The 17403-nt window shown below is 44.4% G+C and carries 12 protein-coding genes; 2 read left to right on the forward strand and 10 right to left on the reverse strand.

The window, feature by feature from the left end:
* Positions 1–31: 31 nt before the first annotated feature.
* The 5 genes from ACLD71_RS00890 to ACLD71_RS00910 form a co-directional block, all read right to left on the reverse strand.
* The gene (locus ACLD71_RS00890; RefSeq protein ID WP_411992446.1) at positions 32–1252 is read right to left on the reverse strand and encodes a phosphopentomutase; all 1221 of its coding nucleotides are present in this window, start codon (positions 1250–1252) and stop codon (positions 32–34) included.
* A gap of 9 nt (positions 1253–1261) precedes the next feature.
* Positions 1262–2593, reverse strand: coding sequence for a thymidine phosphorylase (deoA, locus tag ACLD71_RS00895; RefSeq protein WP_411992447.1), 1332 nt, complete (start codon positions 2591–2593; stop codon positions 1262–1264).
* Between the two features lie 25 nt (positions 2594–2618).
* Positions 2619–3392, reverse strand: coding sequence for a deoxyribose-phosphate aldolase (deoC, locus tag ACLD71_RS00900; protein ID WP_411992448.1), 774 nt, complete (start codon positions 3390–3392; stop codon positions 2619–2621).
* 101 nt (positions 3393–3493) lie between these two features.
* Positions 3494–4732: a NupC/NupG family nucleoside CNT transporter gene (locus ACLD71_RS00905; RefSeq protein ID WP_137674228.1), complete on the reverse strand. Its 1239-nt coding sequence runs from the start codon at positions 4730–4732 to the stop codon at positions 3494–3496.
* A gap of 383 nt (positions 4733–5115) precedes the next feature.
* Complete coding sequence (locus ACLD71_RS00910) at positions 5116–5286, reverse strand: XapX domain-containing protein (RefSeq protein ID WP_137674229.1); 171 nt, start codon at positions 5284–5286, stop codon at positions 5116–5118.
* A 186-nt stretch (positions 5287–5472) separates the two neighbouring features.
* Here ACLD71_RS00910 and ACLD71_RS00915 point away from each other — a divergent pair, with 186 nt between their 5' ends.
* Positions 5473–6894, forward strand: coding sequence for a hypothetical protein (locus ACLD71_RS00915; RefSeq protein WP_411992449.1), 1422 nt, complete (start codon positions 5473–5475; stop codon positions 6892–6894).
* 87 nt (positions 6895–6981) lie between these two features.
* Here ACLD71_RS00915 and ACLD71_RS00920 read toward each other — a convergent pair whose 3' ends face one another.
* From ACLD71_RS00920 to ACLD71_RS00935, 4 genes are all read right to left on the reverse strand, one after another.
* Positions 6982–7776 carry a TatD family hydrolase gene (locus ACLD71_RS00920; RefSeq protein ID WP_411992450.1) on the reverse strand — a complete coding sequence of 265 codons (795 nt, stop codon included), beginning with the start codon at positions 7774–7776 and terminating at the stop codon, positions 6982–6984.
* Position 7777: 1 nt separating this feature from the next.
* Entirely contained in the window at positions 7778–7909 is a 132-nt protein-coding gene (locus tag ACLD71_RS00925) for a hypothetical protein (protein ID WP_255437904.1), read from the reverse strand.
* 51 nt (positions 7910–7960) lie between these two features.
* Positions 7961–9550 (reverse strand): peptide chain release factor 3, encoded by a 1590-nt coding sequence (gene prfC / locus ACLD71_RS00930; protein WP_137674232.1) that lies wholly within the window; start codon positions 9548–9550, stop codon positions 7961–7963.
* 429 nt (positions 9551–9979) lie between these two features.
* Complete coding sequence (locus tag ACLD71_RS00935) at positions 9980–13063, reverse strand: DUF2339 domain-containing protein (RefSeq protein ID WP_411992452.1); 3084 nt, start codon at positions 13061–13063, stop codon at positions 9980–9982.
* 508 nt (positions 13064–13571) lie between these two features.
* Between ACLD71_RS00935 and ACLD71_RS00940 the strand changes: the two genes are divergently transcribed.
* Positions 13572–14273: a PEP-CTERM sorting domain-containing protein gene (locus tag ACLD71_RS00940; protein WP_137674233.1), complete on the forward strand. Its 702-nt coding sequence runs from the start codon at positions 13572–13574 to the stop codon at positions 14271–14273.
* A 64-nt stretch (positions 14274–14337) separates the two neighbouring features.
* Here ACLD71_RS00940 and ACLD71_RS00945 read toward each other — a convergent pair whose 3' ends face one another.
* On the reverse strand, positions 14338–17403 hold the full coding sequence (locus tag ACLD71_RS00945) for an efflux RND transporter permease subunit (RefSeq protein ID WP_411992454.1): 3066 nt from the start codon (positions 17401–17403) through the stop codon (positions 14338–14340).

Genomic DNA, 17403 nt, shown 5'->3' on the forward strand with positions numbered 1-17403 from the left:
GTGGCGGCAGATTAGCGACCACCCTCAGTTATTATTTTTGTAAAAAACTGCTGCCATATTCTAAGGCTGGCAATTTCATGTAATCGGCAATGGTTTGTCCAATGTCAGCAAAGGTATCGCGCTTACCAACATTTTTTGCGCCTAAGTTTTTACCATAAAAAATCACTGGGATATGTTCACGAGTATGATCGCTGCCCGGCCAAGTAGGGTCACAGCCATGATCAGCAGTAAGGATCACAATGTCGTCATCACTTAACTGGGCCAGTAGCTCAGGCAAGCGTTTATCAAAGTACTCTAAGGCCGCTGCGTAACCTGCAACATCGCGACGGTGGCCGTACGACGAATCAAAATCGACAAAGTTAGTGAAGATAATACTGTTATCAACTTGGCGATCCATTTCACTCAAAGTTAAGTCAAATAGGCCTTCTAAACCTGTGGCTTTTACCTTGCGAGTGATGCCTTGTTGAGCGTAAATATCGGCAATTTTACCAATGCTTACCACCTCTCCACCGGCATCTGCCATGCGGTCTAACAAGGTAGGTGCTGGCGGCAGTACCGATAAATCTCGGCGATTACCCGTGCGGGCAAATTCTTGGGCATTCGCGCCCACAAATGGCCGCGCAATCACTCGACCAATATTGTATTTGTCTACCAACTCTCGGGCTAACTCACACAACATAAGCAAACGCTCGACACCAAAGGTTTCTTCGTGAGCGGCAATTTGGAATACGCTGTCTGCCGAGGTGTAAAAGATCGGCTTACCTGTGGCCATGTGCTCTTCGCCCAAGCGTTCTAACACTTCGGTGCCCGATGCATGACAATTACCTAAGTAACCCGGCAGATCAGCACGCTCAACTAACTCATCTAATAAGCTTTGCGGGAAGCTGTTTTCTAAGTCGCTAAAGTAGCCCCAGTCAAATAACACAGGTACGCCAGCAATTTCCCAATGGCCACTTGGAGTGTCTTTACCACTCGACATTTCAGCTGCATAGCCATAGTGGCCAATCGGTGTTACTTCGGCATCTAGGCCAGGAGGGAATACCCCGCCACTTTCGCCACAGGCTTTACCTAAACCTAAACGGTTTAAGTTAGGAATGTTTAACGGGCCAGAGCGACCAACATCCGCTTTGCCTAAAGCACATTGCTCGGCAATGTGCAGCATCGTATTTGCGCCCACATCACCAAACTTGTCGGCGTCGTCGCTGGCACCAATACCAAAAGAATCCAGCATTAAAATAATTGCACGTTTCATAGGATCTCCTTACTGCGGACCAATACGCTGATAAACAGGGTTTACATCGGCCTGCACTGCACTAGGCTCATCAAGTTTGATGGCCTGTTGAATTTGTTTTGCGGCGGCTTGCCAAGCGTCTTCATCATCAGCATGTAGCATCAGAAGGTTTTGGCCTTTATCTACCAAGTCACCTAATTCTACGAGTTCGCTAATGCCAACACTGTGATCAATCGCAGCACCGGGCACACTTCTGCCACCACCTAAACCCACCACTGCCATGCCTAACTCACGGCAATCGAGTTGTTTAATCATGCCACTGTGTTTTGCCAATACCGGCTTAATCACTTTAGCTTGTGGCAAGTAGTGATCACTGCGTTCTACAAAGTCAGTTGGCCCGCCTAAGGCACTGACCATTTTGGCAAAACGCTCTAGGGCTGCGCCCGAGCTAATACTGTCGGCCAACTTTTGCTCCGCTTGTTGCTTACTGTTGGCTAGGCCACTTGATAGCAACATTTCTGCGGCTAATGCAGTCGTTACTTGATGTAGGCGATGCGCAGACGTGTCACCTTTTAAGTAACGTAAAGTCTCTACTATTTCGACCGCATTACCGGCACTTGGTGCCAAAGGCTGATTCATGTCGGTGAGTAAAGCGCAGCATTTCACACCAGCAGCGTTAGACACTTCAACAATGCTTTCAGCCAAGGCTTTAGATTGGGCGAAATCGGGCATGAATGCCCCGCTGCCCACTTTTACATCCATGACTAAAGCTTGTAAGCCAGAGGCTAACTTTTTACTTAAAATCGAGGCCGTGATCAGTGGAATAGACTCCACCGTCGCCGTCACATCGCGAATGCCATAAAGGCGCTTATCGGCCGGCGCCAATTCACCGGTTTGGCCGATAATGGCAATGCCTACGTCTTTTACAATGCTTTCAAATTGTTGCGAACTTGGGCTAATGGAATACCCAGGGATCGCCTCTAACTTGTCTAAGGTACCGCCAGTGTGGCCCAAACCGCGTCCCGAAATCATCGGCACGTGCCCACCACAAGCAGCCACCATTGGCCCCAAGATCAACGACGTTAAATCCCCAACACCGCCAGTAGAATGTTTATCTACCACTGGACCAGGCAAATTAAGGTGATCCCAATTGAGTACCTGACCAGAATCTCGCATGGCGCAGGTTAAGGCTGTGGATTCACTGCCATTCATACTGTTGAAGTACACCGCCATGGCAAATGCGCCAATTTGGCTATCACTCAGTTGGCCATTAGTAATGCCATCCACCATGAATTGGATTTCTTCTAGCGATAGCGCATTGCCATCGCGTTTACGTCGAATGATTTCTTGAGGTAACAACATAAGCATTCCTTAGAAAAGCTAAACCTTAGTAACCCGCGCCTGCTTGCGCGTTTTCGTCACCAGAAATGGTGGCTTGAAGCGCTGCTAATAAGCTTGATGCGCCAAAACGGAAGTGAGCCTCGCCCAACCAATCGTTACCTAGCGCGTTAGTGGCAATATCTAGGTAAACTTTAGCTTGTTCGGCACTTTTTACGCCACCAGCCGCTTTGAAGCCACAGGCAGGATTAAACTCGGCAATCGCCTTAAGCATAATTTCAGCCGCCTCTGGGGTGGCGTTTACAGGCACTTTACCGGTAGAGGTTTTGATGAAATCAGCACCGGCTTTAATCGACAACTCACTAGCTTTAGCGATCAGGGCTGGCGTTTTTAACTCGCCACTTTCAATAATTACCTTTAATTTAATCTGGCCGCAGGCTGCTTTACACTGCTTAACCAGCTCAAAACCTACCTCTTCGTTGCCAGCCATTAGTGCGCGCCATGGGAACACTACATCTACTTCGTCTGCTCCGTAGGCTACTGCTGCTTTGGTTTCTGCAACAGCTAGCGCAACGTCATCTTCGCCCAGCGGGAAGTTGGTTACGGTAGCAATTTTCACCTCACTAGCGCCGTGTTCGGCTAGCACTTTACGGGCGAAAGGAATGAATCGAGGATAAATACAAATTGCCGCCACTTGGCCTTCAGCTGATTTAGCTTGAGCACACAATGCCGCTACGCTTTCGCGAGTATCATCATCATTTAGCGTGGTAAGGTCCATTAAAGAAAGGGCTTGACGCGCCACAGCAGTAAGAGACTGAGACATAATTATTCCTCAAAATTTTAAGATTAAACCGATTGCCAGAGCAGCAATCGATTGAGCTGAATTAGAGGCTTCTCGACAGGTTGCCGAGAAGCCTTATTAGCTTATAGCAGGCTGAAGAAGAAACCAGCAAGTGCAGCACTCATTAAGTTAGCTAATGATGCAGCCGCTACAGCTTTAAGACCTAAGCGAGCAATGTCAGAACGGCGTGTTGGCGCCATGCTACCTAAGCCACCTAGTAAAATTGCAATTGATGAAAGGTTAGCGAAACCACATAGCGCAAAAGTAATAATTACTTGGGTATGCTCAGATAGTGTTTCACGGATTTCAACAAAGTTAATGTAAGCAACAAATTCGTTAACAACTAGCTTTTGACCAATAAAGCTACCCGCTTGAACGGCTTCAGCCCATGGCACACCAATAATCCACGCAACCGGTGCGAAGATGTAACCAAGGATAAGTTCAATGGTTAGGCCTTCAACACCAAACCAACCGCCAATGCCGCCAACCATACCGTTTAGCAAAGCAATCAAACCAATAAAGGCAAGTAGCATTGCACCTACGTTAAGGGCAAGGTGCAAACCCGTTGATGCACCGCTTGCTGCAGCGTCAATTACGTTTGCAGGGCGATCTTCTTCAGCTAAAGTAGCGTCCATATCTTGCTCTGAAGCATTGGTTTCAGGCTTGATAATCTTGGCCATTAATAAGCCACCCGGCGCTGCCATAAATGAAGCGGCAATAAGGTACTTAAGCTCCACACCTAAACCTGCATAACCGGCTAAAACCGAACCCGCAACAGAGGCTAAACCACCTACCATAATGGCGAATAATTCAGACTCGCTCATTTTAGGAATGAAAGGCTTAACCACAATTGGCGCTTCAGTTTGGCCAACAAAGATGTTTGCTGTCGCAGACATTGACTCTGGGCGACTTGTACCAAGCGCTTTTTGCAGTGCACCACCAATAACCAAAATGATCTTCTGCATAATGCCTAAGTAGTAAAGCACTGCAATGAGTGATGAGAAGAACACGATGATTGGCAATACGCGAATCGCGAATACAAAGCCAACACCGTTAGAAAACATTGCGTTAGTGCCTAAGCCACCAAACAAAAAGTTGATACCCGCTTGCGCGCTATCAATAACCGATTGAACACCACCAGAAACAGCAGCAAGCACGTCTTGGCCAAATGGAAGGTAAAGTACAAATGCACCAAAACCAGCTTGGATAGCAAAAGCTCCAAGTACGGTACGTTTGTTAATTCGTTTTTTGTTGTCGGAGAGCAAGAATGCTATCCCTAGCAGCGCAAGTACGCCAACCAAGCTCATTACTGTACTGTTCATACGTGTCCCTATTGTTTAATTGTCTTTTTTAGTGAAACTCACATCGCTTCCATCTTCTTGCCACATGCAAAAGAAGCCATCTACAACGCGTTTATTTAGTATTCCATTACACTCAGGTATCTGTTCAGGTAACTACCTATAGTGCCGACCGAGGTGTAATGACTTCTACTGCCGGCGATCATACCTTGGGTTTTTAGCCCAAATGATAACTAGATCAAATCTAATCCACTTCTGAGCGCTTGCCATCAACTTGTTAACCAAATGTGTTGATGATTTTTCACAATTTCCCTAAGATGCCTGACTATTCACAATCTTGTTAAGCAAACTATAGGAAATTTCTAATTTATTTCCCAAGCACTTAACCCGAATGTTTAACGAATTTGTTACGAAAAAAAACGCTCTAGTACATTTTGGTAGGCCATACCGCCCAAATAAATACCCAAAATACCAATAATGCCCGACAACACCGGAGGAGCCGGTAAAGGCAACTTAATAGCACTAAATACTATGCCAACAACAGCGCCAGTAATTAGAGCAATAATAACTTCGTACATTTTTTTCGTCCTTTAAATACAGAGGAACTAACACAAGACACAGCGCTATTGCTGTTTTTTCCCTCAGTTCATGGGAAGCAGTTTAAGTTTCTAAGTTGTTAAAAATCGTGAGGTGCATCACGGGATAATAGTCAAAGATTAGTCAAAATGAGGTTAGTTACTAAATGTGTTGAAAGGGAGCGTTGAGTGGTTGATGTTATGGTGAGCAAGAATGAGGAAAAAGTGACCTTTAGACAACAGTTTAACTGCTGTAAGAACTGTCGCTGCCCTAATTTTGGTTTAACCGAGAGCTCAGACTATTTAGCCGAAAGTCATCAGCTTGGCTACCCTGCTCTGCATTGCAAAGCGTGTGGCAGTTACCCCCCTTTGGTAGACAGCCATAGCGTGAATTTAATTGTAGAAGAGCGCGCCAAATTACATTTAAGCAAAGCCCCTTGCGGCTGTAACCATTGTGAACCGGGCTTTTTCTTAGGCCCCACCGCTGGAGTTAAGCGCTACGGTAAAACAGGGGCGAATAGCCAGCGCTACCAATGCCGCCAATGCCAAAGTGTTTTTACTCAAGTTCACGTTAAAGGCACCGAGCAACTATGCCGACTATTTAATTTTTTGAGTTTAGGCCACAGCCCGCAAAAGATTATGCAGCAGTTAAGCATTGCACCAAAAATTTACTACCAATTATTACAGCGGCTGTTTCACTGCTTACGCTTTTATTCACGCCAGCAAGAGACCGCGGTGCTAACACGCAAATTTATTGCGATACACACCGAGAGTAATGTGCACGAGTTTTCTGAACAAAAGCGCGTATGGGCACTTTGTTCTAGCGAAGCGGAATCTGGCTATGTCTTGCTGCATACTCATAATCAAACTCAATTGCAGCTCAACAACTCTGTGTACTATCAACAGCAAGCTTCCACCATGCTGCCAAGTCTTAGCGATAGCCCTATCGTGGACGCGTTAAAACGCCGTTATCAGCTCACTTTGAATCGCTATCATTTTGAAGATTTACACTATGGACCCACCTCGCATTTGCGCGGTACTCAAATTATTCAACCTTCGGTATGCGCCTATGCACATTTCCAGTTGCTGTTCGGTTTTACCCAACAAAGCGACAGCTGCCATCACTATATTGAGCACGAAAGTAGTATTCGTGGGGCTGCGTTAATGAGCTGTGTAGACGAGATAAAACATAAAACGGCTGAGGTATATTACATTTACCGCCACCCTCGTACCCAATCTGATATGGGTTCTGCTGGTAACAAAGTAGGTTGGTGGAATGACCGCTGGTTTCCTGCTGACTTTGGCGCTTTTTGTGGCATTACTTCCGGCCAACAAGTGCCAGCACCTATCGAATTGCCCAGGCCGCTAGCCTGCCATTTGTTCTTTGAGCATCTTGAACAAAACATGTCCAAGCAGCTAAAAAGCGCCAGCTCGGTAGATGCGCTATTTGAGATAAACCGAGCACTATTTAACTATGTAATTTGTGACGATAACGGGCAAACACCCGCCATGCGCTTGGGTTGCAGCGATTCCCCCTTAAGTGGAACCGCCTTAGTTACTGCCGCAGTAGCCGCGGTGAATGCAGACCATATTGATAAGTTTAAAGCCTAAAGTCTGCCCTTGATTAACTTGATGGAGTATTGAGCTGCAGTAGCTTCGTGCTCGCTCTAAGAGCGAGCTAAACAACCTGCAGAAGGGTTACAGTGGTAGATGCAGAGCCTGAAGGCTGTTATCCCACAACGCTTGCTCTAACTGCTCTGCCGGTTCGCTACGCAACGCAATTAATTGTTCAAAGATAATAGATAAATTAAGCGGAGTATTGTGAGCTTGTTTCATCTCAAATAGCGGCATATCGGGGGCGTCAGTTTCTAATACGAGAGCATCAAGCGGCAGCCGCTTTAAAGCCTTACGGGTTTTTTCTGAACGTGGCCATGTGATGGTGCCACCCACGCCAATTTTAAACCCTAAATCCACAAAACGACTAGCCTGCTCGTAGCTGCCACTAAAGCCATGAATAATGCCGCCTTGGCTGAATTGTTGCTGCTTTAGCAACTGTGCCACTCGGTCGTGTAAACGCACCGAATGGATCAGTAGTGGTAACTGTTGTTGCTGGGCTGCCTGTATTTGCCAATCAAAAGCAAACTCTTGGTGAGCCATAGTATCCGAGAACCGTCCGTCTAAGCCGCATTCGCCCCACGCTTGTACTTTATCACCCGCTTGTTTAACTAAGGTCTGCAAGCTATTTAGCTCGCCTAACAAGGCATCAGGATGCTGTGTTAAGGCTTGTTCATTTAGAAAACACGGGTGATAGCCCAAGGCTACAAATAGCGAAGGAATAACACTTAAATCTAACACCGTTTGCCAATTATTAGGGGCAACTGCAGGCACCATACAATGGCTGACATTCGCTTGAACAAAAGTTTCTAGATGTGCAGTTAAATCATCTTTAAAGGGAGGGAAATCAAGGTGACAATGGGTATCAAACCAAGCCATATTAATCTTGCTCAGGTTTAGTATGTTCGCGAGGGATACAACTGCGGCAGGGTTTATCTAATCCATTGGCCGCTAGCCACTTGTCGTAAGCAGCTAGGTATTGAGACATTTTACGCCAAATTCTGTTAAACATAATCTATCTCCGGCTAAAAGCGGCGAACCTTGCAGCTCGCTGCCAACAAATTTAGTGCTCGCGAGTCTGCATAAACTTAACGTCTGGGTAACGCTCTGTCGCTAAGTTTAGGTTAACCATAGTGGGGGCTAAATAAGTTAAGTTATCGCCGCCATCTAAGGCTAGGTTGTCGTGTGCTTTCTTTTTAAACTCTTCAAACTTCTTAGTATCGTTACCGCCACACCAACGCGCAGTGGCAATGCTAATACCTTCGTATACCGCTTCTACCTTGTATTCAGTACGCAGGCGATGCACAACCACATCAAACTGCAACACACCTACCGCTCCAACGATTAAATCATTGTTACGCATAGGGCGGAATAACTGCACCGCGCCCTCTTCAGACAACTGAATCAAACCCTTAAGCAATTGCTTTTGCTTCAAAGGATCTTTTAGGCGAATACGGCGGAACATCTCAGGGGCAAAGTTTGGAATGCCGGTAAACTTCATGGCCTGACCTTGAGTGAAGGTATCACCAATTTGAATAGTTCCGTGGTTATGCAAACCAATAATATCACCAGCAATCGCTTGCTCGGCAGCCGAACGGTCACCCGCCATAAAGGTAACAGCATCAGAAATGCTAACATCTTTACCTAAACGAACATGGCGCATTTTCATGCCCTTGTTGTATTCACCCGATACGATACGCATAAACGCGATACGGTCACGGTGTTTAGGGTCCATGTTAGCTTGAATTTTAAAGACAAAGCCTGAGAAACTATCGTCTGTAGCGCTTACTTCGCCAATATCGGTAGCACGCGGTTTAGGCGCAGGCGCCCAGTTAGTTAGACCTTCTAACATATGGTCTACACCAAAGTTACCCAATGCGGTACCAAAATACACCGGCGTGAGTTCGCCACTTAAAAATAGCTCTTGGTCAAACTCGTTAGATGCCCCCATAACCAGCTCTAACTCTTCACGAAGTTGCTCGGTTAGCTCGTCGCCAATAGCAGCTTCTACTTCTGGGTTATCTAGGCCCTTAATAATTCTCTGCTCTTGAATGGTATGACCATGACCAGTTTGGTAAAGAATCACTTCGTCTTTAAGCAAATGGTAAACACCTTTAAACAATTTACCGCAGCCAATCGGCCACGTAATTGGCGCACAAAGTATGTTTAGCTCGCTTTCAACTTCGTCCATCACTTCCATTGGGTCACGAATGTCGCGGTCCAATTTATTCATAAAAGTCACGATGGGAGTATCACGTAAACGTGTCACTTCCATTAGCTTACGGGTACGGTCTTCTACACCTTTGGCGGCGTCAATCACCATCAAACAAGAATCAACGGCGGTTAATGTGCGGTAGGTATCTTCCGAGAAGTCTTCGTGTCCCGGTGTATCTAACAGGTTTACCATGCAATCGTTAAACGGGAACTGCATCACTGAGGTCGTTACCGAGATGCCACGCTCTTTCTCCATTTCCATCCAGTCTGATTTTGCATGGGTAGCATTACCACGGCCTTTAACAGTGCCGGCTTTTTGGATGGCGTTTCCGAACAACAGTACTTTTTCAGTAATGGTGGTTTTACCCGCATCCGGGTGAGAGATAATCGCAAAGGTTCTTCTGCTGGCAATATCTTGCAAGAGTGAGGCGTTAGACATCGAGTTGATTCTTCTAATTTGGCAACGCAAGGATGCAGCAAAGTGGCAATAATGGCCGAAACAGCACAATCACCCAGCGTTTAGTTAATCGTAATTGGCAGGTATTTTCGCCGATCTAGCTTTGATAAACAATCGGCGGTTTTGTTGGTGGCGTTAAAAGGCTTCATCGGATAAATGAAACAGACTTATTAAGGCACTCTTTATGACTGTAAACTTCTCAATATCGGAGAGTCGACACTTAAGTAGATTAAGAACCTTACTAAAATCACCACACTCAAAGCGAACTATGACGTTTCATCCAATAAAGCTGAAACACTGAGAAAATAGATCAATATGTATGGGTAATTCCTCCCTGGTATAATCACTTCTAAACCATGTATCACTCGGTCCTCGTGCTTGGTATGCGATTCTACTAAATGTACTACTAGGCTAAAAAGCAGGTTGATGATTCTTAGCCACTATTTTTTGAAACTTAAACGCGGCGCCTAGCATACAAATACCGATCAGCATAAAGACAATGATTTTTTGAATGAGTGAAAAATCATGCATATCCCAAATCAATACTTTTAAGGCAGCGGAGGAGTACAAAACCGCTGACAACCAAATAAGCTTTTTCAGCTTTGGGTTAATAGTTTGGAATAGAATTATCGTGGCATGAACAACCAACAGAAATGAAATAGCAGGCCCTAACATGTCATCAAACAACTGCGACAGTAATGCCACGTATACGCCAATGGTGAGTAAGTTGAATATCCAAGTATTTAGTAACCTTCCCCCGGTTTTTTTCCAAACAATTTTATTCTGAGATGTACATCTATACACGAAAAAGTATGAACAGAGAGCGGCAATACCATTAATTAGCGCTAACCAAAGGTTATGTGAGCGCCCCAACTGAATAGGCCATACTAACAATACATGACTAATTGTTATCATCGAGAACAGCAGAAATATTACGATATGCAGCGCCACTAAGTTTGAACGTGCAGGTGGCATTATTGGTTGATACAAAGAGAACCCGGTAAAATAAATCATCATTGCGAGTAGCGATAGTTCAACGTTTCCGGTAAGCGGATACAACACGATAAAAATAGCCAATCCAAAATAATAAACCGCAACAGTGCTGAGTGGTTTCAGCACTTTGTTGAGCAAACGTTTATCCGGTGAACCAATAGGTACTGAGCGAAGTGCCTGCCCTAACCATCCAATAACAATAAACAATACTAAACCCGCAAGTAAGGCTGCCACCGCATTACCGTGCCAGAAATTAAAGTTAGACAATACGCAAGCGACCAGGGTGGTAACTGTTGCACAAGCCACCAATACATATAACTCTATTTTTAACAAAACGAACTTTAAACGGCTGTATAGAAACAATGCAATACCACTAGATCCCCATAAAGCGAGTGGGAAATAGTCTCCGTATTGACGCAGTACTTTTGGTAAAAACAACACAGGTATTAAGCAGTAGAACAGCTTTCTTAAACACTCGGTGAACCCAAAAAGTGAACTCTCTGGATAATATCGTTTATAAAACTCAGCTAATCCCCATAAACTCAGGAATATTTCTACTCTCGCGATTTGACCAAAAGTACTTTGCTCTGAAAAATGAAAATTTCCTACCTCATGAGCACTAATGGCCATGGGTACCAACAGCAATGTAAAATGCCCTAAGCCAAATAACTCGGTTAATGCCAAACCTTTGGATTCTGAACGCTTAATTAAATAAAACATGGGCACGATAGCAAACAGCCACATGGCTTGGGCTGAAAAAATACCGATAGTCAGTAAGAAGCTCACTGACAAGCAAACTGACATGAAATTTTCAGCAATTAAAATAAGAGTGGATTCTTTTTCTGTCAGCTCGTTCTGCTCTCGTTTAAGCAATACAACGGTGCTATAAATTAAGACGGTGAGAGCCAAAAGGTTAGCCCATCCAATGTCCATATTAAGCGCCAATAAATTCACCGACGGTTCGATGGAGCGACCTACCCAGAAAACGACTTGGCTAGCCATTGCTCCAATCGATACAACTAAGGTGATATACCCTTCTATGCGTACTGCCACAAACTGAAACCGGCAGCCCAAATAAATCAACATTAGAGCTTCAATACACCAAATTAATCCTATCAGCTCAGGCGAACTCAAAATTAATATTCCAACACCGGCTAACAATCCTGCGTGCAATAAAGCAATAGCCTGAACAGCTCGATATTCTTCACTATTTGGTGAATATCCAAATAGCTTGCTCTGGAACAGAAATAGCGCTATCCAAGGCAATACATTGAATAACAATAAAGTAGCCATAAATTCACTACTTAGAATGAGTTGCTGACAAATAAAGAGGTAGAAGATCACATTGGAGCTTAAAATTATTAAGCGAGCTTTGTTTATCACTAAACGGCGATTCAAGCCCTGTAAAGCATAGTAACTAAAGGCATAGAAAAAACCATGAATGACCGCAATAAGGCCATACGACTCGGTAAACGTTTGCGCTTTATTAGAAATTGAAAATTCGATCATTGCAGCGCCTAAGCCCATACAAATGTAAGCTAATTGTGGCCATTGAATTCTTTGCGATAAGTACAGCATGGAAACGGATAACAGCAGAAGGTAACAAAGGTAAAGCGCTGGAGCTTGATCAACATGCCCCATAACGATAGGCATGGTAGCGCCACCTAGCAACGCAACAACTGCAACCACCCTTGTTTCAAACAGCAATGCCAAAATACAGGCAACAGCTGTGACCGCTGCCAATAAAAAGAACCCCGCCACTGCCGGCAATAATTCATAATATGGGCCAGCAAAATAAGCACAAAGAAAACTTAAAATAAGCCCTAATGCGATAATGCTTGAACCATATTCCGACATTTCTTTGTTGGTTTTACTCAGCCTCACACCACCAGCAGTAACAGCAATAGAAGTAACAAAACCTAAAAGTACCTTACCGGTAGGGCCAAAGTATTCGTTAAATGAATATTGTAATAGATAAGCAAAACCTAATACTAAAGCCAAGATACCCGTCGCCGTCATAAAGAAGACGGGTGCTTTACCTTGCTGTTGATAATGCCTATATAGCCTAGAGAGTGATGAGGTTAATGAAGCAACAGGCCCAAATAGAGGCGCTAGCAATGGTGCAAGTATGGCGAATAAACCTTGCTTGCCGACTTCCGCCGCTAAGCTGCTGGTTTCCAAGTTCGAGGAATTTGTCGTTTCTTTGGTTTTATCTTGAACTGGCGGCATTGGCGATTCAGCTACAACGAGAGAAGCTTGAACATGTTCGATATTTAAAGCATTCGCATTTAAGGTAGAAACTGGCTCTTTAGCCGACTGATTTTGCTTTTGGTTCTCGATGCGCTCAATGGCATTCGTTTGCTCATTTAATTCAGCATCCTTTGACCACGCTCTTTTGCCTTCCAAATAATCAATGCGTTTTTCTAACGCACCAACCCTTCGACTAAACTCAACTTCCAAAGTGGCTAACTTTTCGCTCAAAGCCTTTGTTTGGTTATCCATTTCCTGACTCACTTTGAAATATAAATAGCACTCGCATAATCCTTGCTTCTTGCTGAACTAGAGCCACAGGGAAGATAGTGATGACAGGTTACTATACTATCGACGCTACTTAAGCACTGTTCGAGTGCACGTTAAGTATGCATAAAAAACCTGATCATTCTCTGTTCATAACTAAGAAGACTACCATTTATATTGATATTAATCAGCGGACTAAGGCCGAAAGTAACAATTAAATCAAAAGTGAAATTGCATATTCCTACTGTACAAAAATGACAAACCCAGACCACTCTTCTTTCAAATGAATGGCATAAAGATCGCCATGCCAGACTTAAGCATAAACATCTACCCCACCGTCCACTAGCCGCTTAACTTTCTGTCAGCCTACTTTACAATCGATATTTAATATTAGTTAAATCAATAGATGAAGTCATACTGGCTAAGGGCTGAGCAATTTTGGTATAGTACTTGCCTATCACTGGTCGAACCATTTACATCAAGGAAGATCGAATTGAACCGCAAGCAAGTTTTATCCACCCTTAGTGGCTTACTGTTATCGTTTGTTAGCCATGCCACTATTATTGATTTTAATGAACTCGCTAACGGCGAAATAGTTAATGGCCAATACCAGCTAAGCCATGGCGTGAGCATTGATGCCACCAACCTACGTTTGGGGCAAAACAATTTGGCTGTCGCTTTTGATACCAGCTTAATCAATACCCAAGATCCAGATTTAGAATCACCTTTTAGCAATATTAATCAGCCTTCTTTAGGTATTGCTAACCCTGGTAATGTGCTGATTATTCATGAGAATCCAAACTCATGTAATGACTTTATTTGTAGCAACCCAGATGATGAAGGTCGCCGCCCTGCTGGTTACTTCACCATTAATTTCTCTAGCGCGGTATTGTTAGAAAGCATCGACTTTTTTGATATTGAACTTGCCGAAAATGGTTATACGCCACAAAACGCCATTCACTTGTTTGATGCTCAAAATAACGAGATTTTCCCTGCTGATTTTTACACCCCGCATACCGGCGGTGATAATACTTGGGATAGATTGAACTTTGATGTGGCCGAAGTGAGTTCTTTGCGTATTCACCTAAACGGTTCTGGTGCTATCGACAACATTAAGTTCTCGGTGCCTGAGCCTGGCAGCATTGCCTTGTTTGGTTTGGCGGTGTTTGGCTTAGTAGCCCGACGCCTTAAGTGAGCGAGCCAAATCCAATAAAAAAGGCGCTAATCAGCGCCTTTTTTTAATCCCAACACACCCGTTACTAGGCTGGATTTACGCTCGGTTTGATACGATAAAACAAAGCATACAATACCGGAACAATCACCAAGGTAAGCACAGTCGCAAAGCCTAAGCCAAACATGATGGTGACAGCCATTGAGCCAAAGAAGGCGTCAAATACGAGCGGAATCATACCCAAAATAGTGGTTAAGGCCGCCATGCTTACTGGCCTTACCCGGCTAATGGCACTGTCTACCACTGCTTGATAAGGGTCTTTGCCTGAATGGGTTTCTAAGTTGATTTGATCCATCAATACAATGCCATTTTTAAGCACCATACCGCTCAAGCTTAATACCCCCAACAAAGCAGTGAAACTGAAGGCTGAATTAGTAGAGAGTAAGCCAACTGCTACCCCAATCACCGCTAGCGGTACCGTTAACCAAATAACAATCGGCTGACGAATCGAGTTGAACAAGAACACCGTAATGATGAACATGAACAAATAACCCATAGGCAGTGAGCTAAACAAAGACTCTTGTGCGTCTTTAGACGACTCATACTCGCCGCCCCACTCCAAAGAGTAACCAACCGGTAAGTCTATCGCTTCTACTTTTGGTCTCACTCTCGTAAACAAGCTAGCTGCAGTTTCATCCCCCAAAATATCGTGGTCAGCCAATACTGTTAGCGTTCGTTTACGATCTTGGCGCTGGATTAATGGCTCTACCCAATCTAGCGAAATATCGTCGACCACTTGCTGAATAGGCACATAAGTTTGTAGTGCGGGGCTCCACAATTTAAGGTTTTGTACGGTAGAAAAATCAACCCGTTCATCAACCGGCAAGCGAACCACAATAGGCAGCATTTCGGTGCCGTCTCTAAACAAGCCAATCGCACTGCCACCAAAGGCCATTTGTAGCGTATCCGCTAAATCTTGCTTGGAAATACCTAAACGGCGTGCTTGTGACTCGTTAAATTGAGGGAGCAAATCTTTGGTACGCTCTCGCCAATCGTGGCGAATATTTCTGGCACCAGAATCGGCACCTATAATATCTTCAACCTGAACAGCTAAATCACGCAATACCTGCGGATCCGGACCAATGATTCTAGCTTCAATTTTTGAGGCTGGTGAAGGTCCAATATCCATCAAGCGGAACTGGAAGCTCACCCTTTTAAACTTATCCCGTAAACTCACGTCTAAATCGCGCATTAGATCTAGCATCTGCTCGCGATCAGTTACCCTAACTTGCAACTGCGCAAAGGCTTCATAGCTTTTTTCAGGGCTGTAAGTAAGGCTAAAACGCTGCAAACCTTGGCCAGTCGTTGAGGTAACAAACTCCACTTGGTCTTTCTCTAATAAGTAGCCTTCAACTTGTTGTACTTCTTTATAGGTTTCACGGATGTCAGTGCCTTCTGGCATCCACATGTCTACGTAAAACATAGGGGTATTTGACGGCGGGAAGAATGAGTTCTTCACTAAACTAAAGCCGTAGAATGCCCCCGCTAACATGGCCAACATCAGCACAATTGTTAACATTCTAAAACGTAAACAGAATTTTAACAGGCGGCCAAACACCACAAACAATAAACCTTTATAGGGGTCTTCGTTGCTTTGCTCTTGCTCACCAGTTTTTGACGAAAGCAGTAAGTTTGCCAAGAACGGCGTAAGGGTAATAGCAGTGACCCAGCTTAAAAATAGCGAGAAACACAATACCCAAAAGAGTGAGCCCATAAACTCACCAGTAGCGTCTGGCGACAAACCAATGGGAGCAAAAGCAATGATAGCGATAACCGTAGCACCCAATAATGGCCACTTAGTTTGCTCTACAATATCAACTGCTGCTTGCACTTTAGTGCGGCCACGTTGCAAGCCAACCAATATGCCCTCGACCACCACAATGGCATTATCCACCAGCATCCCTAGGGCAATAATTAACGCGCCTAAAGAAATACGATGTAATTCCACATCGTAAATGCTCATCAAGATAAAGGTACCTAATACCGTGAGCAACAATACCGCGCCTATAATGACACCGCTGCGTAATCCCATGGTAAACAGCAACACCACAATCACAATGCCAACCGCTTGCGCCAAGCTTAATACAAAGCCACTTACCGACTGATCAACTTCTTTTGCTTGGTTATATAAGGTGTGAATTTGCACACCTGCTGGCTTAATGTTTTCTAGTTCAGCTAAGCGCACATCCAAGGCTTCGCCTACTTTTACTACGTTTACCCCTTTTGAAAAGGCAATCCCTAAGTTTAGGGCTGGTTGACCGTTGTAATTCAGCAAATTACTTGGCACTTCTTGTACGTCTCTAGAAACGGTAGCCACGTCTTTTAAACGGATTAAATTACCGGTATCACGACCATGAATAATCAGGTTTTCAAAGGTTTCGATTGAGTTAAGTTCGCCACTTGGGCGTAGTTTTAGAGTTTGTGAGTTTAAGGTAACTTCACCCGCACTAATCACCGCATTCTGCTGGGTCAATAAGCCCGCTATGGTTGTCATATCGAGGTTAAGTGCTGAAACACGCTTTAGCGACATCTCTACATATAACTGCTCATGTTGGTCACCCGCTAAACTAATTTTGCCAATACCTTCAACCAGCTCTAACTCGCGAGTCAGGTAATCAACATAACGTTTTAGTTCTACATACGAATAGTTGTCTCCGGTGATCATTAACATCACACCATAAACATCTCCAAAGTCATCCATCACCTGAACGGGATTAACACCCGGTGGCAACGACGGCTCCAAGTCGTTCACTTTACGGCGTAATTCATCCCAAATTTGTGGCAACTCATCAGAACCGTAGTCCATCTTCATGCTCACCATAATCTGCGATAAGCCTGCAGAAGAGGTAGAAGTGATCTTGTCGATATAAGGAAGCTGCCTAATCGCCTTTTCTAAAGGATAAGTTAGCTCTTCTTCCACTTCAGTAGACGTAGCCCCCGGATAAGAGGTAATCACCATGGCATCTTTTACGGTAAACGGTGGATCTTCCAAGCGGCCTAACTCGCCAAACGACACGACACCACCCACAGCAAGTATGACCAAAAACATCCAGCTAATGACTTTATTTTTTATTGAATACTCAGCAATGGTCAC

Source organism: Agarivorans sp. DSG3-1, from assembly GCF_046774965.1.
Lineage (GTDB): Bacteria > Pseudomonadota > Gammaproteobacteria > Enterobacterales > Celerinatantimonadaceae > Agarivorans.